Annotated in this window: 21 protein-coding genes and 1 riboswitch; of the genes, 20 read left to right on the top strand and 1 reads right to left on the bottom strand. The window is 27.6% G+C overall.

The features are described from left to right. Positions 1-89: 89 nt before the first annotated feature. The 5 genes from udp (at position 90) to AC4FQV_RS06545 (ending at position 4572) form a co-directional block, all read left to right on the top strand. Positions 90-869 (top strand): uridine phosphorylase, encoded by a 780-nt coding sequence (udp, locus tag AC4FQV_RS06565; protein WP_491139654.1) that lies wholly within the window; start codon positions 90-92, stop codon positions 867-869. A gap of 66 nt (positions 870-935) precedes the next feature. Continuing rightward, entirely contained in the window at positions 936-2126 is a 1191-nt protein-coding gene (locus tag AC4FQV_RS06560; RefSeq protein WP_491165145.1) for a phosphopentomutase, read from the top strand. A 488-nt stretch (positions 2127-2614) separates the two neighbouring features. Then, complete coding sequence (locus tag AC4FQV_RS06555) at positions 2615-3448, top strand: metallophosphoesterase (RefSeq protein ID WP_491165186.1); 834 nt, start codon at positions 2615-2617, stop codon at positions 3446-3448. 42 nt (positions 3449-3490) lie between these two features. Further along, entirely contained in the window at positions 3491-3643 is a 153-nt protein-coding gene (locus tag AC4FQV_RS06550) for a hypothetical protein (protein WP_491139651.1), read from the top strand. A gap of 68 nt (positions 3644-3711) precedes the next feature. Continuing rightward, a complete protein-coding gene (locus AC4FQV_RS06545) occupies positions 3712-4572 on the top strand; it encodes an NAD(P)-dependent oxidoreductase (RefSeq protein WP_491139650.1) in 861 nt (286 codons plus the stop codon). Positions 4573-4634: 62 nt separating this feature from the next. Here the strand turns inward: AC4FQV_RS06545 and AC4FQV_RS06540 are convergent, their stop codons facing one another. Next, positions 4635-5990, bottom strand: a complete 1356-nt coding sequence (locus AC4FQV_RS06540) for a nucleobase:cation symporter-2 family protein (protein WP_491165144.1) — start codon at positions 5988-5990, stop codon at positions 4635-4637. A 245-nt stretch (positions 5991-6235) separates the two neighbouring features. Beyond that, a riboswitch (purine riboswitch) is annotated at positions 6236-6337 on the bottom strand. 264 nt (positions 6338-6601) lie between these two features. Here AC4FQV_RS06540 and AC4FQV_RS06535 point away from each other — a divergent pair. From AC4FQV_RS06535 to AC4FQV_RS06465, 15 genes are all read left to right on the top strand, one after another. Next, a complete protein-coding gene (locus AC4FQV_RS06535) occupies positions 6602-7135 on the top strand; it encodes a YcxB family protein (RefSeq protein WP_491139648.1) in 534 nt (177 codons plus the stop codon). A 413-nt stretch (positions 7136-7548) separates the two neighbouring features. Continuing rightward, positions 7549-8421, top strand: a complete 873-nt coding sequence (locus AC4FQV_RS06530; protein WP_491139647.1) for a YitT family protein — start codon at positions 7549-7551, stop codon at positions 8419-8421. Positions 8422-8636: 215 nt separating this feature from the next. Beyond that, positions 8637-11435, top strand: a complete 2799-nt coding sequence (locus AC4FQV_RS06525; protein WP_491165143.1) for a polysaccharide lyase family 8 super-sandwich domain-containing protein — start codon at positions 8637-8639, stop codon at positions 11433-11435. 108 nt (positions 11436-11543) lie between these two features. Continuing rightward, positions 11544-12374, top strand: a complete 831-nt coding sequence (gene kduI, locus AC4FQV_RS06520; protein WP_491139645.1) for a 5-dehydro-4-deoxy-D-glucuronate isomerase — start codon at positions 11544-11546, stop codon at positions 12372-12374. Between the two features lie 26 nt (positions 12375-12400). Beyond that, the gene (kduD, locus tag AC4FQV_RS06515; protein WP_491165142.1) at positions 12401-13177 is read left to right on the top strand and encodes a 2-dehydro-3-deoxy-D-gluconate 5-dehydrogenase KduD; all 777 of its coding nucleotides are present in this window, start codon (positions 12401-12403) and stop codon (positions 13175-13177) included. After that, positions 13174-13815 carry a bifunctional 2-keto-4-hydroxyglutarate aldolase/2-keto-3-deoxy-6-phosphogluconate aldolase gene (locus AC4FQV_RS06510; RefSeq protein ID WP_491139643.1) on the top strand — a complete coding sequence of 214 codons (642 nt, stop codon included), beginning with the start codon at positions 13174-13176 and terminating at the stop codon, positions 13813-13815. Before kduD ends, AC4FQV_RS06510 begins: the two co-directional genes overlap by 4 nt. 1 nt (position 13816) lies before the next feature. Then, positions 13817-14836 (top strand): sugar kinase, encoded by a 1020-nt coding sequence (locus AC4FQV_RS06505; RefSeq protein WP_491165141.1) that lies wholly within the window; start codon positions 13817-13819, stop codon positions 14834-14836. Between the two features lie 155 nt (positions 14837-14991). Then, positions 14992-15822, top strand: a complete 831-nt coding sequence (kduI, locus tag AC4FQV_RS06500; RefSeq protein ID WP_491139645.1) for a 5-dehydro-4-deoxy-D-glucuronate isomerase — start codon at positions 14992-14994, stop codon at positions 15820-15822. A gap of 16 nt (positions 15823-15838) precedes the next feature. Then, on the top strand, positions 15839-17029 hold the full coding sequence (locus tag AC4FQV_RS06495) for a glycoside hydrolase family 88 protein (protein ID WP_491165140.1): 1191 nt from the start codon (positions 15839-15841) through the stop codon (positions 17027-17029). Positions 17030-17043: 14 nt separating this feature from the next. Further along, a complete protein-coding gene (locus AC4FQV_RS06490; protein WP_491165139.1) occupies positions 17044-17532 on the top strand; it encodes a PTS sugar transporter subunit IIB in 489 nt (162 codons plus the stop codon). Positions 17533-17573: 41 nt separating this feature from the next. Further along, the gene (locus AC4FQV_RS06485) at positions 17574-18374 is read left to right on the top strand and encodes a PTS mannose/fructose/sorbose/N-acetylgalactosamine transporter subunit IIC (protein WP_491139638.1); all 801 of its coding nucleotides are present in this window, start codon (positions 17574-17576) and stop codon (positions 18372-18374) included. Beyond that, positions 18358-19173 (top strand): PTS system mannose/fructose/sorbose family transporter subunit IID, encoded by an 816-nt coding sequence (locus tag AC4FQV_RS06480; protein WP_491165138.1) that lies wholly within the window; start codon positions 18358-18360, stop codon positions 19171-19173. Before AC4FQV_RS06485 ends, AC4FQV_RS06480 begins: the two co-directional genes overlap by 17 nt. Positions 19174-19242: 69 nt before the next feature. Further along, positions 19243-19656: a PTS sugar transporter subunit IIA gene (locus tag AC4FQV_RS06475; RefSeq protein ID WP_491165137.1), complete on the top strand. Its 414-nt coding sequence runs from the start codon at positions 19243-19245 to the stop codon at positions 19654-19656. Positions 19657-19658: 2 nt separating this feature from the next. Continuing rightward, positions 19659-19937 (top strand): preprotein translocase subunit YajC, encoded by a 279-nt coding sequence (locus AC4FQV_RS06470; protein WP_491139636.1) that lies wholly within the window; start codon positions 19659-19661, stop codon positions 19935-19937. A 137-nt stretch (positions 19938-20074) separates the two neighbouring features. Further along, complete coding sequence (locus tag AC4FQV_RS06465) at positions 20075-22090, top strand: heparinase II/III family protein (RefSeq protein ID WP_491165136.1); 2016 nt, start codon at positions 20075-20077, stop codon at positions 22088-22090. Positions 22091-22093: the final 3 nt, after the last annotated feature.

Raw genomic sequence — 22093 nt, 5'->3', positions numbered from 1 at the left:
AAAAAGTATAGTATTATATAAATATAAAATAGACAACTAAGTAGACAAGTTAAAATGTTATAAGGAACAAGTATTAGGAGGAAATGTAAATGATTTATACACAAGGTTCAGACAAACAGTTTCATATAGACGTTGCACCAGGAGAAGTTGGAAAATACGTAATAATGCCAGGAGATCCAAAAAGATGTGCTAAAATAGCAAAATATTTAGATGATGCTAAATTAATAGCTGACAAAAGAGAATATGTTACATATACTGGATATTTAGATGGAGAAAAAGTAAGCGTTACCTCAACTGGTATTGGTGGACCTTCAGCTGCTATAGCTTTAGAGGAGTTAGTTAATTGTGGAGCAGATACTTTCATAAGAGTAGGAACTTGTGGAGGGATGGATTTAAATGTTAAAGGTGGAGACCTTATAATAGCTACAGGTTCTATAAGAGCAGAAGGTACTTCAAGAGAATATGCACCAATTGAATTTCCAGCTGTTGCAAATTTAGATGTTGTAAATGCTTTAGTTAAAGGAGCAAAGGAATTAAAAGTGCCTTTCCATACTGGAGTAGTTCAATCAAAGGATTCATTTTATGGACAACATTCACCAGAAACTAAGCCAGTAAGTTATGAATTATTAAATAAATGGGAAGCATGGAAAAGATGTGGTTGCTTAGGTTCAGAAATGGAAGGTGCTGCATTATTTATAGTAGGAAGTTATTTAAGAGTAAGAGTTGGAGCAGTTTTCCTAACTATAGCTAACCAAGAAAGAGAAAGAGAAGGACTTGATAATCCTCAAGTTCATGATACAGAACTTGCAATAAAAGCAGGTATAGAGGGAATAAGAAACTTAATTAAAGAAGATAAGAAGAAAAAATAAAAAATTTAGAAAATAATAATCTTAAAAATTATAATATATACGGAAATACACTCAGGGGGTTTAATAATGAGCAAATATAAAAGAATTTTTACAATAGTTATAGATTCATTAGGTATAGGAGCAATGGAAGATTCTGAAAAATACGGTGATGTTAATGTAGATACTTTAGGTCATATAGCAGAATCAGTAGATAAACTTAATATACCTAATCTTCAAAGAATGGGTATTGCAAACTTACATCCAATAAAAAATGTACCTCCAGTTAAAGACCCAATTGGATACCAAGCTAAAATGGCTGAAGCAAGTGTTGGTAAGGATACTATGACAGGACATTGGGAAATGATGGGGTTACACATAACTAAACCATTTAAGACTTTTACAGATACAGGATTTCCACAAGAATTATTAGATGAGTTAACAGCAAAAACTGGTCATAAAATTGTAGGAAATAAAAGTGCTAGTGGAACAGAAATCTTAGATGAATTAGGAGAACATCAAATTGCAACTGGAGATATGATAGTTTATACATCAGCAGATTCAGTTTTACAAATTTGTGGTCAAGAAGAAACTTTTGGATTAGATGAGTTATATAGATGTTGTGAGATTGCAAGAGAATTAACTCTTAAAGATGATTGGAAAGTTGGAAGAGTTATAGCAAGACCTTATTTAGGAACTAAAAAAGGCGAGTTTAAAAGAACAAGCAATAGACATGACTATGCTCTTAAACCATATGGAAGAACAGTTCTTAATGAATTAAAAGATAATAATTTTGATGTTATTTCAGTTGGTAAAATAAAAGATATCTTTGATGGAGAAGGAATAACAGAAGGAAATAAATCTAAGAGTTCAGTTCATGGAATGGAACAAACATTAGAAATAATGGATAGAGATTTTACAGGATTCTGTTTTGTTAACTTAGTGGATTTTGATGCTTTATGGGGACATAGAAGAAATCCACAAGGATATGCAGAAGAATTAGAAAAATTTGATGTTAACTTAGGAAAAGTATTAGATAAGTTACATGAGGATGATTTATTAATAATAACAGCTGACCATGGTAATGACCCAACATATACAGGAACAGACCACACTCGTGAGTATGTACCATTTTTAGCTTATTCACCATCAATGAAAGGTCATGGACAATTAGAAACTCCAAAAACTTTTGCAACTATTGGAGCAACTATTGCAGATAACTTTGGATTAAAAATGCCAGAGGGAACTATTGGTGAATCAGTTTTAAATAAGTTAGTTTAACACCTTTTAAATAATATAAAGTCATATCAAAGTTATTTTGATATGACTTTTTTTTATTAAAAAAAGACTTTTAGTTTTTTGCTAAAAGTCTTTTTAGGATAGGTTTTTGGTATGTTAGTAGTTTGTTTAAGATTAAAATATACTAAATTTTCTAAGAAACTTAGTAATAATGGAATAAATATTTCTACTTGTTAAATAAGATTATAACACTTTAAATTTTTCTTACAAATTGGCCTTTTATAATAATAAAAAGATTTTAAAGCTTTTTTTAAATGTTAAATATAAAAGTAAATTTAATTTTAGTTTTTTGATAAGTAAAAATTAAAAATTATACAATGTTTATAATTATTACCTTTTATCTTGGAAATATTTCTTACAAAGTTTATATTATAAGAATAAAAATCCATTATAAATTAGCTTCATTTTTTATATAATTAATATAAAATGTATTACATAAAAAATTTGATTTTGTTAAGGAGGGATTTGTGATTATTTTATTTTTAATATGTTTTTTGGTTGTTGTTTTAATTTTATTTTTTTATTACGAAAATAATGTTATAGATACTAGTACATATAATATAAATTTAGGATTGAAAAATGAATTAAGAATTATACATTTATCGGACCTTCATGGTAAGGAGTTTGGAAAAAGAAATATAAGACTTAAAAAGTCTATTTTAAAGAAACATCCAGATTTAATTTTTGCCACAGGAGATATGATAGATTCTAATCTTATAAATATGGATGAAACAATAGACTTTTTATGTGATTTAAACAAAGAGGTTAAGGTTATATATATTTCAGGAAATAATGAAAAAAGATGTGAAAAAGCAGATTATATTTTTAATTCTTTAATGGAAAGAGGAGTTTTGGTTTTAAAAAATAAAATATTTAGTTTTTCTATAGGAGAAGAAAAATTAAATGTTTTAGGTATGTTTGAAGAAGGTATGGAAATATTGAATAATGATTCTAAAGAGAAGGAAGAAAGTTTTAAAAAAGAAGAGTATTCTAAAGTTTTTAATGAATTAGAAAAGTTACAAGGTATTAAAATAGTTTTAAGTCATTATCCAGAACTTTTTAAAAGAAATTATTCAAAATATAATTTTCACTTAATGTTTTCGGGACATGCCCATGGAGGACAATTTGTAATACCTATAATTAGAAGAGGACTTTATGCACCAGGACAAGGTATTTTTCCTAAGTATACAGAAGGGGTTCATGGAGATAAAAATAAGCTTATAATTAGTAGAGGGCTTGGGAATAGTGCTAAAATAACTAGGCTTTTTAATAGACCAGAATTGGTTTATGTGAAGATTAAATAGTTTTACATATCATAATTTTATTTTATAAAAAGGAGAATTAAAATGAATAAAAATATTGAAATGATGAAGAAATTAATAGAAGAAAAGAAAAATAAGGGGAAGATTAATAATTCAAATCTTAGAGCTAAGAAAAGCATTGGAACTGTTCAAGGGGGAAGAAAGAAGAATAATGGTGGAGGATTATTTGATAAGTAAGAGAATATTTATATTTAATATAAATAATTTTGATATATATTTAAATTTTAGTTAGGAGGAAAGAGTTTATGAAGAAAATAGGTTTTATTGGTGTAGGTATAATGGGAAAATCAATGGTTCGTAATTTACTTAAGAAGGGCTTTGAAGTTTCTATTTTTGCAAGAAATAAAGAAAAAGTTTTAGATGTTATTTCAGAAGGAGCAATATTTCATTCAACAATAAAAGAATGTGTTTTAAATTGTGATGCAGTAATAACTATAGTTGGTTTTCCTAAGGATGTTTATGAAGTTTATTTTGGAGAACAGGGAATACTTGAAAATGTTAAAAAAGGGACTTATGTTATTGATATGACAACATCAAGTCCAAAACTAGCTGTTGAAATATATGAAAAAGCAAAAACTATGGGAATAAAAGCTTTAGATGCACCAGTTACTGGAGGAGATGTTGGCGCTAAAAATGGTACTTTAACTATTTTAGTAGGAGGAGAAGAAGAAGACTATAAAGCTTGTTTACCTATTTTTAAAGCTATGGGTACTAATATATGTTATGAAGGAAAAGCAGGTTTTGGTCAACATACTAAATTAGCAAATCAAATAATGATAGCAGGTGCCATATCAGGAGTGTGTGAAGCAATGGCTTATGCTAAGGAGAAGGGGTTAGATGTTGAGAGAATGCTAAATTCTGTAGCAACTGGAGCAGCAGGAAGTAAGCAATTAGAGTTACTTTCTCCAAAGATTTTAAAAGAGGATTTTGCACCAGGATTTTTTATAAAACATTTTATAAAAGATATGAAATTAGCAAAGGAAGAAGCTTTAGATAATGCTTTAGAGTTAGAAATTTTAAGTAAGGCTCTAGAAAATTATGAAGAATTAGAAAAAGAAGGATTTGGAGATTTAGGAACACAAGCTTTAATAAAACATTATAAATAAGTTGTTTAATATATGAATTTCAAATATTAAAAATAAAAAGTCCTTAAAAGGACTTTTTATTTTTAATTAGATTTTTCTTCATTATATATATTTTCAAATTCCATTGAAGATTTATTTTCTTTTAATACTATGTTTAATATTAAAGCAGCTATGGTTCCTGTTGATATTCCAGAAGAAAATATCATTCTTATTCCTTCAGGAAGGTTATGTATTACATCAGGTCTAAAGGTAACACCTAATCCAAGACCAAGAGAAATTGCTATTATTAAAAGATTTCTTTCTGTAAGTTTTATATTGCTTAAGGTTCTAATACCAGCAGCAGCAACAGTTCCAAACATCATAATACCTACACCACCTAAAACAGGGTTTGGTATTCCTGTTATTATAGCTGCTACTTTAGGTAAGAATCCAAGAATAACTAATAATATTCCAGCCATTACAGCTACATGACGGCTAGCTACCTTAGTTAATGATATAATACCTATATTTTGACTAAAGGATGTATTAGGACAAGAACCAAATAATCCACCTAAAGCACTTCCTACGCCATCAGATAAAACCCCAGCAGCAACTTTTTTATCTCCAATATTTATGTTAGATGTTTCTCCAATAGCCTTTAAGCATCCAACTGTTCCTATTGTAGCCACAAAATATGCTGGTATAAAAGCTATAACCGCTTTAGCATCAAAGGTTACTCCAAACTCAAGTATTTTAGGGAAGGATAACCATGTTGCTTCTTTTACAGGTGTAAAATCAACTAGTCCAAGAGGGATACATACTATATATCCTAAAATTATTCCTATAAGTATTGAAGCACTACTAATAATTCCTTTTCCATAATTATTAAGCAAAAGAGTTACAACTAAAACAAACATAGCTACAGCTAGATTTTCTAAACTAGCATAATTAGCTGAACCAGCACCACCAGCAGCCCAATCAATTGATACAGGTAGTAAGGTTAAGCCTATTAAAGTAACTACTGTTCCTGTAACAAGAGGAGGAAAGAATTTCATTAAAGGCTTTATAAAAAAACTTAATATAATTTCAAACAAAGAACCAAGGATTGTAGCACCTATTATTCCAGGTAGACCAAGAACTGAACCAACTGAAATTGCAGGAGATACAAAGGTAAAGTCAGTTCCCATAATACAGGCAACTCTTGCACCAACTTTCCAAATTCCTTTAGCTTGAATAATGGTAGCTAGTCCAGAGCCTAAAATAGAAGCACTTATTAAAGCTGTTGTTACTTTACTATCAAAGCCAAGAGAACTAGCAATAACTAAAGGGACAACTATAATACCACCAAAAGCTGCAAATATATGTTGAAGTCCAAATAGAACTTTTTTTGGTAAAGCTAAGTCATCATCCACTCCATAAATTAAGTTAACTTCCGAATTTTTTAAATTTTGCTTTTCCATAAATTTTTAATCTCCTTATAATTTTTGAATTAAAATATTAAGATTTAAAAATATAAAAAATAAAATTTTTATAAGAACTTTAATAAAATATGAGATTTATTTAATTTACTTTAAATAATTTTATTTTTAGTATTTTAAATCTTAAAACTCATATAAAGAAAGGTTTCTTATAATTTTAGGAAGTTATACATAATAAAAAAACACCCTTTTTAGAGGTGTTGTTTTAAGTGGTCTAGTATTCTAGATTCTTTAGTACAACTCCTCGTAGTCTGCTATTTTACGGTTAGCAGGTAGAAACTTTCGGACCATATTACCGATTATATACGAGTTGAAATTTAATACACTTATTATATCACGAAAAATTTAAATATCAATACTTTATATTGTTCGCTAAATTTACTTGGTAGATTTATATATAAGAATAACTTAAAAATAGGTAGTTATATTTAATATAAAAATTATTTTAATAATAAGTTTTTAAAGTATATCATAATGAAATTTATGTATAAATTATGATAAAATGTTATTGAGATTTTTATAAAAGAAAATTAAGTATTAGAAAATGGATTTAGAATATATTTATATAAAATTTGTAAAGGAGGAGAGGTTTTATGGATAAAAAGTTATATACAATTAAAACATCTATAAATAAAAAAGATTATACTAGATTTTTATACATAGCAACTTTTTTGAGAAGAAAGCTTACTGTGCCATTTATAATATTACTTACAGCACTTATGGGACTTTTTGTTTCCTATAGTAATAAAAATATGAATTTTAAGCACTTTTTTATTTACTGGATATTCTTGCTTATAATAACTCTATTTGCAATAATAATAAAAATAGAAGTTACAGGTAGAGAAAAAGCTAAGCAGGATAATGGAAACTTTTTCAAAGCTGTAGAAACATTAGATTTTTTTGATGATATGATAACAGTTAAAAGTTCAGCTATTAAAGGAAAAAGCAAGATTAGATATAAAAAAATATATGAGGTTTTAGAGAGTAAAAAATATATAATTATTTATTTTACTAGAAAACAAGCATCTATAATAAGAAAAAAAGATTTAAAGAAAGAAGAATTAGAGGATTTAATAAACTTCTTAAAAGGAAAATTAGATACAAGATATAAAAAACTTCTTGGATAGTTTTAAAATTAAAAATTTTAAATATATAGAATTCATTTTTTAGTAATAAAAAACTTATTAAGATTCAAAAATAGCAATAAATGAAGAAAATATTGACAAATAAAAATATAAGATATAATATACATATGAATTGAAAAATTAAACCTCGTCTCTTTTTATAGGGATGAGGTATTTTTTCTTTGTTAAAAAAAAGTTATATTTAGACATAAAAAATCAACTAGTATCGAATATTAATATTTAAACTTAAATGTGTATAAAATGATAAATAGATATTAAAAAGCGTAAAATATCATAAATTACAAAAAGAGTAAATAAAACACTTTAAAAGAATTTTAATGGTGATATAATAGATTAAGCAAAATCACAAGCAATAATATAAAAAGAAAAAAATAATTTTGAACGGAGTGAATATAGTGAGTAAAAAAAATGAACGTATTTATCAAGTTGCCTATAGGATTGCTGCTATAATTCTTTTTGGGGCTTTAGCTGGAATTGGGGTTAATTTTTTCTTAACACCGGCACACATTTATTCTTCAGGAGTTACTGGAATATCACAGTTATTATCATCTATTGGACTAGATTTTTTTAATATAAACATAGATATTTCAACCTGGGTTTTAATTTTAAATTTACCACTTGCCCTTTTATCATTTAAAAAATTAGGTAAGAAGTTTACTATATATAGCTTTTTATCTATAATATCGCTATCATTTTTTATAGGTATTATTCCAACAAGAGAAGTTACTTCAAATCAACTTTTAAATTCAATCTTTGGTGGAGTTCTTATGGGTGCTGGAGTAGGAATGTGCTTTAGAGCAGGTTTTTCTACTGGTGGTACAGATATAATAGTTTTAGTTGTTCAAAAGATGACAGGAAAATCTGTAGGACAATTAGGATTTATAGTAAATGCAATAATATTATTAGTTGCTGGCTTAGTTTATGGATGGGAATTAGCTTTATATAGTTTAGTTTCAATCTATGTAACTACAAAGGTTATAGACTTATTCTATATACAACAGTACAAACTTACAGTAACAATTTACACTAAGAAAGAGAAGGAAATTGTTGATAGTTTAATAAACAGTCAAATGAGAGGGGTTACAATTGGAAGAAATCTTTACGGAGGATATACAAATGAACCTTTAAGTTCAGTTACAACTGTAATTTCAAAACAAGAGTTATTGCTTGTAAAGAAAAATGTTTCAGATATAGACCCAGAAGCCTTTGTAAATGTACAACCAACAGTGGAAGTAGTTGGTAAGTTTTACGATAATTCATTGATTTAAAATTTAATTAAGAAGTGTTTATTTAAATTTATAATAAAAATAAATTAAGTTAAATTATTTTAACTAATAAAAAAGAGGGGAATATTCCCCTCTTTTTTATTAATTTATTTTTAGAAGTTTAACAATTAGAAAAGGATTATTGACAAAAAATTCATAAAAAAGATATAATGGATTTGTTACGTTTATAAACGTTTACAAAAAAGGGGGAGATATTTATGAAAGCGAAGAAAAGAAAAGTCAATGCACTTATATCAACATCAATTATAACTTGTATGGTTGTTGCTAGTAGCTATGAAAAGGTTTTAGCTAATGATAATACAGTTAAAAATAATTATGATAATGTATCAAATTACAATAGTGAAGTTGAATATATTAAGAATATTAGATTAAGATGGAAAGAAGATTTAGTTGGAGGCACTAATCTAGATGTAGGAAATAAGAGTATATCTAAAAAGATAAAATATTATGAAAATAATACAGAAAAATTATTAGGAAAGCTTAATACTAAAAAAGAGCTTGATTTTCTTTGGGAAGACACAAAGGATTATAAAAAGAATCCAGCTAAGATAACATCAATGTTTAATAATTTAGTAACCATGTCTATGGCTTATAATTTACCAAATAATAAATATTATAAAAGTGAAGAATTAAAAGAAAAAATAATATATTCTTTAGATTGGATAAACAAAAATGTTTATAATAGTGAAATAGAACAGTATGGTAACTGGTGGGACTGGATGATTGGTATTCCAGCTAGATTAAATAATGTTGTTGTTTTAATGTATGATGATTTAAGTAAAGAGCAGATTGAAAGCTATATGAGTGCAATACAGAAATTTTTACCGAGTATTGAACCAGGAAGTAAATATCATACAGGAGCAAACTTAGCAGATGTTTGCATGAATAAATTATTGCAGGGAGTAAATGAAAATAATTCAGAAAAAATTCAGGAAGCATCAGAGGATATAGTTGGAGTTTTTAATTACGTAGATAGTGGAGATGGATTTTATAAAGATGGTTCATATCTTCAGCATGGAATTATAGCATATACAGGTTCTTATGGAAATGTTCTTATTGAAAAAATATCTAATATTATGTTTTTATTAGGTAATACTCCATGGTCAATAAAATCAGAGAATAAAAATAATATATATAATTGGGTTTTTGAAAGTTTTAATCCAATTATATACAAGGGTTATGTTATGGATATGGTTAGAGGAAGAGCTATATCAAGATATAATGCTAATGGTTATCTACAGGCAGCTGGAATTCTTGAGGGAATGATTAAAATTTCTATGATTTCAGATGATGAAAATGCAAATAAAATAAATTCTTTAGTAAAGAAATGGGCTATTGATTCTAGTAGTGTTATAGATTTTTCTACAAGATTTAAATCAATAAATGTAATAGGTAAGTTTAATGAGATTATGGAAAATGAAAATATAAAACCTTTAGAAGAAGAAAATAATCATTATGCATTAAATAGCATGGACAAGACTGTTCATAAAAGAGAAAATTTTGCATTAGGTATATCAAGAAGTTCAAAAAGAATAAGCAAGTATGAATTTATGAACAAAGAAAATTTAACACCTTGGTTTCAAGGAGATGGAATGACTTATTTATATAATAATGATTTAAATCAATTTTCAGGTAATTTCTGGGCAACAGTAGATTCATATAGGATGCCAGGAACAACAGTAGATACAAGAAAAAGAAAGCCAAAGGAAATAATAAAAGGGCTAGACCCAGGTGCATCACAACAAAATGAAGTTTATTATGAATTAGGAAATGCTTCATGGTCTGGTGGAAGTAAATTAGATTCTTATGGAATAGCAGGTATGGAAATTGATAATAAATATGATTCACTAAAAGCTAAAAAGTCTTGGTTTATGTTTGATGATGAAATAGTTGCTTTAGGCTCTGGAATAAGCAACGAAGAGGATTTTGAAAATGAAACAATAATTGAGAATAGAAAAATAAAGGCAGATGGTTCGAATAAATTTATAGTAGATGGAAAGGAAAAGGTAGAAAATTTAAATGATAAAGATAAGGTTACTAAGGCAAAATGGGCTTACTTAGAAGGGAATGTAGAAGGTTCAGATATAGGTTATTATTTTCCTGAGGGAGTAGATATTAATTTAATAAGAGATGAAAGAGAAGGAAATTGGATTAACGTAAATTCTTCTAAGGCAGAAGCAGATAAAATAGTTAAAGATAATTATTTAACTATGTATATAAATCATGGTAAAAATATAAAGAATGAAAAATATAGTTATGTATTGTTACCAAATAAAAATGAAAAAATGGTTGAAGAATACTCTAAAAATCCAAATATTGAAATAATTCAAAATGATGATGTGGCTCATGGAGTTAAGAATAAAAAATTAAATATTGAAGCAGTTAACTTTTGGAAAGAAGGTAAAAATACTGTTGGTAATATTACTTCAACAGGAAAATCTTCTGTTATTATAAAAGAAAATAAGGATGATAATACTTTAAGTATAGCTATTTCTGACCCAACATTCTTAGAAAAAAATATTCCTATAGAAATAAATAAGGAAGCTACAGAAGTTTTAAAAGCTGACCATAGAATATCTGATATAGAATTAAGTAATGGAAAGATAAAATTTAATGCAAATACAGAAAATCTTTCTGGAGAATCTTTAGAAATAGTTTTAAAAGAAAAGATTAAAGATAATAATGAAAATAATTTAGTTAAAGATAAAGCTAATTTAATAGAAAACAAGATTATTAACTCTGATGTAAATGACAAAGAGGATAAAATAGACGAAAAGATTATTGATTATGAAAAAGAAAATAAGGAGAATAAAGATTTAGATAACAAGAAATTAAAGGAAGATATTGAAGAAAAGATTAATGAAGAAAATCAAAATTTAAGTAGTTATAAGGATGTTTTACCAAAGACTGGTGGAATAAATAATTTAAGTTTTGGAGCTATTGGAGTTGTGTTAGCTACAGTTGGAACATTATTTACTAGAAAGAGAAAAAAATAATTTATACTTATTAAAACGTTGACAATAGTATTTTGTAATTATATAATTAACCTAAGGTTAGTAAACCAGTTTATATAAAACGTTTTAATAAGTAAGTGGGAGGAAATTATGAGAGTTAGATATGCTAATAATCCAAGGGATTCAAAAAGATATGATACAGAAGAATTAAGAGAAAACTATTTAGTTGAAGATATATTTAAGGATGATAAGATAGAACTTGTTTATAGCCATGTAGATAGAATTATTTTTGGTGGAATAAAACCGGTTTATGAAGAACTTAAATTAGAAGCAGGAAAAGAAATGGGAGTTGAATATTTCCTAGAAAGAAGAGAATTAGGAATAATAAATATAGGTGGAAAAGCTATAGTAACTACTGACGGAGTAGAATATGAATTAAAAGAAAAAGATGGTTTATATGTTGGAAAAGGAAATAAGGAAGTTAAATTTAAATCAGTAGATCCAAAAAATCCAGCAAAGTTATATATTAATTCAGTACCAGCACATAAGGAGTATGAAAACGTTAAGATAGATATAGAAAAAGCTAATCCAGTAAGATTAGGAGATAATAAAACTTTAAATAAGAGAACAATATATCAATATGTTCATCCAAATGTCTGTGAAAGTTGTCAACTATTAATGGGATTAACAATGTTAGAGCCAGGAAATGCTTGGAATACAATGCCATGTCATACTCATGAAAGAAGAATGGAAGTTTATTTCTATTTTGATATGGAAGAAGATACAAGAGTATTTCATTTAATGGGAGAGCCAAGAGAAACTAGACATTTAGTTGTTAAAAACGAAGAATGTGTAATATCACCAAGTTGGTCAATACATTCAGGAGTAGGTACAAGTAATTACACCTTTATATGGGGAATGTGTGGAGAAAATAAAACTTTTGATGATATGGATAATATTCCAATGGATGTTTTAAGATAATTTTAATATAAAAGGAGAGAGGATTAATGAATATGGATAAATTTTCTTTAGATTTTTTTAAGTTAGATGGGAAAGTAGCTATAGTAACAGGAGGAAATACTGGATTAGGTATGGCTTATGTTGAAGCTCTTGCAACAGCAGGTGCAGATATATTAGTAACAACTTTTGATAATAATATTGAGGAAGTTAAAAATATTGTTGAATCTTTAGGTAGAAAAATTGTTTTTGTACAAGGAGATTTAACTAAGAAAGAAACAAGAGATAGAGTGGTTTCAACTTGTTTAGATGAGTTTGGAAAAATAGATATCTTAATAAACAATGCAGGTACAATAAGAAGAGCACCATTACTTGAATATAAAGATGAAGATTGGCAAGCTGTAATAGATATAAATTTAAATGCAGTATATTACTTATCACAAGCTGTTGCAAAGGTAATGGCTAAGCAAGGATATGGTAAAATTATAAACATAGCTTCTATGTTATCATTCCAAGGAGGAAAATTTGTTCCACCATATACTGCAAGTAAACATGGAGTTGCAGGTATAACAAAGGCATTTGCTAATGAATTAGCAGATTTAAATATTCAAGTTAATGCTATTGCACCAGGATATATAAAAACAGCTAATACTGCACCAATTAGAGCTGATAAAGTTAGAAATCAAGAGATTCTTTCAAGAATACCAGCAGGTAGATGGGGAGAAGTTTCAGATTTAATGGGAACAGTTGTCTTTTTATCAAGTAAAGCTTCTGACTATTTAAATGGTCATATATTAGCTATAGATGGTGGATGGTTAGTAAGATGATAAATAAAATAAAAACACTAACAAATTTAATAAATGAAGCTTTTGTATTGGTTCTTAGAACCAATACAAAGGTTGAAGGTATAAATACTGCAAAGGCTGCAATAAGTGGAGGGTGTAATGTTATAGAAGTTACTTTTACAACTCCAGGAGCTGATGAGATAATAAAAGAACTTATTGAGGATAAAAAAGACAATGTAATTATTGGTGCAGGTACTGTATTAGATTCTGAAACTGCTAGAGTTGCAATACTTTCAGGAGCAGAGTTTATTGTAAGTCCAAGTTTTGACAAAGATACAGCAATTTTATGTAATAGATATGGAATACCTTATATTCCTGGATGTTTTACAGCAAGAGAAATAAAAGAAGCAAGAGAACTAGGGGTTGATGTAATAAAATTATTTCCAGGTTCAGCTTTTAAGCCAAGCATTGTAAAGGATTTAAAGGGACCTATAAAAGGTATTGCCATAATGGTATCTGGTGGAGTTAGTTTTGAGAATATGGACGAATGGTTAGACAATGGTTGTGATATAGTTAGTATTGGAAGTGCCCTTACGAAATTAAAAGAGTTTAATAAGATAGAAGAAGAAACTAAAAAGTATATAGAGCGTATTAAAAAATTACGCAAGTATGAGGTTTAATATGGAGAAGGTTTTAGTATTAGGAGAAATGTTAATGAGATTAACTCCTCCAAACAATAATAAAATAGGACAAGTTAATAATTTTAATGTTTGTTTTGGAGGAGCAGAGGTTAATGTAGCAGTTGGATTAAGTAATTTAGGAATTGAAACTAGAGTTTTAACAGCTCTACCTGATAATGAAATTGGCAATTTTGCAAAATCCTTTTTGAAATCACAATTTATAGATTGTGATTTCATAGTTTCTAAGGGAGAAAGAATTGGCTTGTATTATTATGAGGAAGGATGTTCAGCTAGAAAGTCTAAAGTTATATATGATAGAAAATATTCTGCTATTAATGACTTAAGGTATGAATATATAGATGTTGAAAATTTATTTAAAGATGTTTCTTTATTACATGTGTCAGGCATAACTTTTGGATTATCTAAGGAGGTAAGTGAACTTTCTTTAAAAATAATAAATGAAGCAAAAAAAAGAGGAATAAAAATAAGTGTTGATTTAAATTACAGGGCTAAATTATTTGAAAGCTATGATGAGTTTGTTAAAATAATGAAGCCTGTAGTAAAGGATGCTTATTTATGTTTTGGATGGCTAAATAAAGAGGGGGAGCCTTTTAGTGTTTTAGATGCATCTCTTAAAGAGATTTCAGATGAAGAATTTGTTGAAAGATTTAGTTATACTTCTAAAGACTTAGGAGTTAAAAACATTGTAACAACTTTAAGAGCAGGAACACCGTATAATTATCATACCTTACAAGGAGTATTTTATGATGGAGAGAAAGTTTATAAATCCTCAAAATATGAATTTAGTATGATATCAAGAATTGGTGGTGGAGATGCTTTTGCTGCTGGAGTTATAAAGTCATTGATTAATAATAAATATAAATCATTAAGTGAAGTTGTAGAGTTTGGAACTGCATCGGCAGTATTAAAACAAACTCAACTTGGAGATGTAAGTATTTCCTCTAATGAGGATATAATTGATTTAATAAACAATAAAAATTTAGGAAGTGTAAATAGATAGTTTCTAAAAGTTGAACATTGATAAAATGATGTGAATATTTTTTTAATATAAATAAAAGAAAACGTTGACAATGGAATTTTGTAAGAATATAATAAAAATATAAGTTAGTAAAACAGTTTATGTAAAACGTTTTAATAAGTAAGTGGGAGGAAATTATGAGAGTTAGATATGCTAATAATCCAAGGGATTCAAAAAGATATGATACAGAAGAATTAAGAGAAAACTATTTAGTTGAAGATATATTTAAGGATGATAAGATAGAACTTGTTTATAGCCATGTAGATAGAATTATTTTTGGTGGAATAAAACCGGTTTATGAAGAACTTAAATTAGAAGCAGGAAAAGAAATGGGAGTTGAATATTTCCTAGAAAGAAGAGAATTAGGAATAATAAATATAGGTGGAAAAGCTATAGTAACTACTGACGGAGTAGAATATGAATTAAAAGAAAAAGATGGTTTATATGTTGGAAAAGGAAATAAGGAAGTTAAATTTAAATCAGTAGATCCAAAAAATCCAGCAAAGTTATATATTAATTCAGTACCAGCACATAAGGAGTATGAAAACGTTAAGATAGATATAGAAAAAGCTAATCCAGTAAGATTAGGAGATAATAAAACTTTAAATAAGAGAACAATATATCAATATGTTCATCCAAATGTCTGTGAAAGTTGTCAACTATTAATGGGATTAACAATGTTAGAGCCAGGAAATGCTTGGAATACAATGCCATGTCATACTCATGAAAGAAGAATGGAAGTTTATTTCTATTTTGATATGGAAGAAGATACAAGAGTATTTCATTTAATGGGAGAGCCAAGAGAAACTAGACATTTAGTTGTTAAAAACGAAGAATGTGTAATATCACCAAGTTGGTCAATACATTCAGGAGTAGGTACAAGTAATTACACCTTTATATGGGGAATGTGTGGAGAAAATAAAACTTTTGATGATATGGATAATATTCCAATGGATGTTTTAAGATAGATTGAGAGGGTTATTTATGATTAAGGAGATAAAGGTTGAGGAGATTAAAAAAAGAGAAGAATTTCTGAAAACTAAATTATTAACTAAAAATGAAGTTAAAAATGCTATTGATTTAGTTATAAAGCAAATAGACAAAAATATTGAATATTTTAAAGAAAAATTTCCATCTTCTGCAACAAAGAATAATAAATATGGGATTATAGAGAATATAGAATGGACAGATGGGTTTTGGACAGGATTATTATGGCTTGCTTATGACTATACAGGAAAGTTAAAATATAAGAATTTAGCTGATAAAAATGTTCAGTCCTTTAAAAACAGAGTGGAAAAAGATATAGAGTTAGATCATCACGATTTAGGGTTTTTATATTCTTTAGCTACTGTAAGTGGATACAAATTAACAAAGTCTAAAGATGCTAGAGAAGCTTCAATAAAAGCTGCTAATAAATTAATTTCTAGGTATCAAGAAAAGGGAGAGTTTATTCAAGCTTGGGGTGAACTTGGAAGTAAAGACCATTATAGATTTATAATAGATTGTTTACTAAATATACCATTACTTTATTGGGCTAGTGATGAAACTGGAGATTTAAAATATAGAAATATAGCAGATAAACATTTTGTAACATCTTGTAATAATGTTATAAGAGATGATGCCTCTGCATTCCATACATTTTATATGGATAATGAAACGGGAAAACCTTTAAGAGGGGTTACTAGACAAGGTTATAGTGATGATTCTTCTTGGGCTAGAGGACAAGCTTGGGGAATTTATGGTATTCCATTAAATTATAGATATACAAGAAATGAAAATTGTTTTAACCTTTATGAGGGAATGACTAATTATTTCTTAAATAGATTACCTAAGGATAATGTTTGTTACTGGGATTTAATTTTTAATGATGGAGATCAACAGTCAAAGGATTCCTCAGCAGCAGCTATAGCAGTTTGTGGAATGCATGAAATGAATAAGTATTTACCAGAAGTTGATGAAAATAAAGAAGTATATAAATATGCAATGCATAATATTTTAAGAGCATTAATTGAAAATTATATGAATCCTGATATAGAAGAAGGAAAACCGGTTTTATTACATGGTGTTTATTCATGGCATTCAGGTAAAGGAATAGATGAAGGAAATATATGGGGAGATTATTTCTTCCTAGAAGCATTAATAAGATTTTATAAAGATTGGAACCTTTATTGGTAGAAGGAGTGTTGAAAATGGGTGTAAATATTGAAATGATGAGAATTGATGAAAGACTAGTTCATGGTCAAGGACAAATGTGGTTAAATTCTTTAGGAGTTAATACAGTAATAGTTGCAAATGATATTGCTAGTGAAGATAAGATACAACAAACTTTAATGAAAACAGTTGTACCAAAATCTATAGCTATGAGATTTTTTTCAATTCAAAAAACTTGTGATTTAATTCATAAAGCTTCACCACAACAAAAAATATTTTTAATATGTAAAACAACTGATGATGCATTAAAGCTAATTGCAGGTGGAGTTCCTGTTAGTGAGATTAATATAGGAAATATACACAATGCTGAAGGAAAAGAGCAAGTTACTCGTTCAATTTTCCTAGGACAAGGAGATAAGGCAGCTTTAAGAGAGTTATCAGAAAAATATAATATAAGATTTAATACAAAAACAACACCTAGAGGTGATGATGGAGCAATGCAAGTAGATATAACTAAATATTTATAATAATTTAACGGTAAAGGGTTATTTAAAATGGAGGTAATTATATGGAGGTTACATTAATTCAATGTCTTTTAATAGGTTTGTGGACATCCTTCTGTTTAGCAGGTATGTTACTTGGACTTTATACAAACCGTTGTATTATCTTATCTTTAGGTGTAGGGGTTATATTAGGTGATATTCCAACTGCACTAGCTATGGGAGCAGTTTCTGAAATAGCTTTCATGGGATTTGGAGTAGGTGCTGGAGGTACAGTTCCACCAAATCCAATGGGACCAGGAATTATAGGTACTTTAATGGCAATTACTATGAAAAGTCAAGGAATGGATCCTGCAACAGCTCTTGCATTATCCTTCCCTTTTGCAGTAGCTTTTCAATTCTTAATAACAGCAACTTATACTTTTGCAACAGGATTAACACAGTATGCAAATAAAGGAATTAAAGAAGGTAATTGGATAAAATTTAAAATAGGTGCAAATGCAACTATTTGGGTTTTTGCTATTGTAGGATTTATTATTGGGTTTGCTGGAGCATTTAGTACAAGTGGCTTACAAGCAGCAGTAGAACTTATACCAGCTTGGTTAATAGGCGGTTTATCAATAGCAGGTAAAATGCTACCAGCTATAGGTTTTGCAATGATATTATCAATAATGGCAAAAACAGAACTTATACCATTTGTATTATTAGGATATGTATGTGTAGGATATTTAAATTTACCAGTAATGGGAGTAGCTTTTGTAGGAGCAATCTTTGCTTTAATAGAACACTTTAGAGCAAGTAATTCTAATAGTGGTTCAAGCGATGGCTATAATGATGATGAGGAGGTTGTATTTGAAGGTGGAATATAGAGCATTAACTAAAAGTGATTATATAAAAACATCTCTTAGAGCATTCTTTTTACAGAATGGATTTAACTATGGTAACTATCAAGGGTTAGGATATGCAAATATACTATATCCTGCTTTAAAAAAGATATATAGAAATAATGAAGATGAATTTAAAAAAGCTTTAGGAGAAAATGTAGAGTTTTTTAATTCTAACCCTCATTTCCTTCCTTTTATTACAAGTTTACATCTAGTAATGCTTGATTCAGGAAGATCTTCAGAAGAAGCTAGGACTATAAAGCTTGCTTTAATGGGACCTTTAGCAGGAATTGGTGATTCACTTTCACAATTTTGCCTAGCACCATTATTTTCAACAATAGCAGCTAGTTTAGCACAAGATGGACTAATTGCTGGACCTATATTATTTTTTGTAGCAATGAACTCTATCTTATTAACAATTAAATTATTAACAGGAATATATGGATATAAGCTAGGAACTAGTATTATAGATGTTTTAAGTGAAAAAATGGCTCAAATATCTGCTGTAGCTAGTATGATAGGGGTTACTGTAATTTCAGGTTTAGCAGTTTCTTTTACAAAAATAAAAATTGCTTATCAATATACAGCTCAAATGCCAGATGGAGCTGAAAAAGTTGTATCAATACAAGAAATGTTAGATAAAATAGCACCAGCTCTTTTACCAGCATTATATACAATATTTGTATTCTATCTTATAAAGAAACGTAAATGGACAACTTACCGTTTAGTTATATTAACAATAGCTATTGGTATTTTAGGATCTGTTTTAAAGGTTTTAGCTTAATAGAATAAATATTAGAGAGTAGATAAAAGTCTACTCTCTAAAATAAATTTGATATGGGAGTATTGAGATATGAAAATATTAGTAGTAGGACATGGAGAATATTCAACAGGTATAAAATCTGTAATAAAATTATTAACTGGAGTGGAAGAAGGCATTGATGCCATAAACTTAAATGAGGAAATAACTCATGATGAATTTGCAGTTAAGGTTAAGAGTTATATAGAAAATAATAAAGAAGTTATAGTTTTTGCTGATATAACAGGAGGAGCACCTTTTCAAATAACTTCAAGAGAAATTTTATTAAATGAAAATTCAGATAGTCAGTATGTAGTTGGTGGAGTTTCTGTAGCTTGTATTTTAGAAGTTGTAATGAATACTTTAGTTTTAGATAATAATTCTAATCATAGAGGTATAATAGATGAGTCTTTAAATAAATTACATGAAATGTCATCAGTTATTTGTAGAAAGGATTTAGTTTGTTAAATATGAATGAAAGAGTACTTTGGCTAATAATATTAATACTTGCAGCATATACAATTTTGGTATCATTTATTTTACCTATTATACAGAAAAAAAGAATTAAGGAACAAGGCAAAGCTAGAGATGAGTATTTATCAAATTTAAAGGTAGGAAATAGAGTTATTATTATTTCAGGAATATATGGAATAATAAAAGATATAAAGAAAAATATAGTTAAGTTAGAAATTTCTAAGGGCGTTATAGTAGAAATAGACAAAGAAAGTATTATGGGAGTTCTAAATTAAGATTATAAAATAGTCATTAAATTTTTATTTAAGTAAGTGGCTTAAAGAGCAAATTACTGGGATAATAAAATATTAATTTGAGAGTAAGACTACTTATTTTAAGTAGTCTTTATTTTTTAAAATTTGGAGAGGATTTTATGGTTAATTTAATTAAAATAGAAAAATTAAAATTAGAAGTTAATAAATTTATGAGTTTATATGATACAAATTTTTTTAGAAGTTATTTAAAAGAGAACTTTAGTAATGACTTGAAAAAAAAGCTTATAGGGGCTAATTTATTACTTAATAATTCCTTTATATTTGATGATAAATGGGATATGGAACAATGTAATATACCTTATGTAAATAAAAATTTGAACTGGGAATTTACTCCTAATGGAGATGAAGAATGGATATTTATGCTTAATAGACATGAATATTTAGATAAATTAATTATAGCCTATTACTATAGTGATGATTATAAATATTTAGATAAATTAAAGGAGTTAATATTTAACTGGATTAGAAAAAATAAAATAAAAAAACAGGGTGGAAAGACAATAAGAACAATAGATACAGGAATAAGAACTCTTAGTTTTATTAAAGCTTTAATGCACTTAATTTATGAAAATAAGATTAATAATGATGAAATATTAGAGTTAGTTTTTAGTATAAAGGAGCAATTAAAATACCTAAGAAATTCCTATATTGATAAATATGTTCTTAGTAATTGGGGAGTATTACAAAGCACAGCTATAATAATTTCTACTTTATGGTTAAAGGATTTTTTTGAAGAGGATAATTTATATAAATGGGCTGTAAATGAATTATACAGGGAGATAAATCTTCAAGTTTTAGAAGATGGTTCTCATTGGGAACAATCTATAATGTATCATATTGAGGTTTTAAATTCATCTATGTTAACCATATATTATTGTAATTATTTTAATGTTAATCTAGATAAAAACTTTTTAAGTAAAATACATTCTATGGCTAAGTACTTAATTTATTGTTCAGATTCAAATTATATGCAAGTATCTCAAGGGGATAGTGATAGAACCGATATTAGGGATGTTACTCTTAGAGCAGCTATATTGTTTAATGACCCTTATTTAAAGTTTAGGTCTTTTGAAACAATTGATTTAAAAAGTTTATTTTTATTTGGAAAAGAAGGTTTTTTTAAATATAAAAATATAAAGGCTAAAGAAGTTGAAAACTTTAGCAAATCTTTTATAGACTCAGGAAATATTTATATAAGAAGTGGTTGGAGTAAAAAATCTAGTTTTACTTATTTAAAAAATGGTACTTTAGGAAGTAGTCATGGTCATTCCGATTTAGGGCATTTTTCAATTCATTATGAAGGGGAGCCATTTTTTATAGATTCTGGTCGTTATACTTATGTTGAAGAGGACCCTTTAAGAGAGTATTTAAAGTCAGTAAAGGCTCACAATGTAACTGTAATTGATGATTCACCTTTTGCTATTCCTAAAAATTCATGGGAATATTGTAAGTATCCTGAAACAGTTAAAAATTATTTTAGAGAAAGCAATGAAATATCCTATGGAGAGATGGTGTATTTAGCAACTTTAGAAGATAAAACTCCTTATACAGTTATAAGAAAGGTGTTAGTAATATCTAAGGATATATGGATAATTGTTAATGAAGTAAGATGTAGTGGAACACATACTTGCAAAAATTATTATAATTTAGATTGTGGAATTAAGCCTATTGAAGAAGGTGAATATGTAAGTCTTATAGGTAAAAAAAATAAAATGAGGATGTATAATAAGAATATAGATAGAAGATTTATTAAAAGAAATTTGGTTTCAAAAAATTATAATAGCATAAATAATAGTAAAAAAGTAGTAACTGAAAAAATTTTTACTGATAATTTTGTAAACTATGATATAATTTTAGGCCAAAGTTTAAAAAATATAGAAATCGATGACCCTAGTATTGTACAATATAATTTCCAAGGTGAATTTGATGAAAATATGGTAGTTGCTAAAAAAATTATTATAAATCAAGAGGAAAGTTATACTGCTATTATATTTAATAAAGAAACTTTTAAAGGAGCAAAGGTATATATTTGTGATGGATTACCTATCTATGGTAAAGTTTTAGTTATACATACCCTAAAAGATAAAAAAGAAATAATTCGTTTAAAATCGTAATAT

The sequence above is a fragment of the Clostridium sp. TJA038 genome (assembly GCF_058310255.1).
Note: the sequence above shows the minus strand (reverse complement) of the source record. Positions and strands in the feature narration are given on the sequence as shown.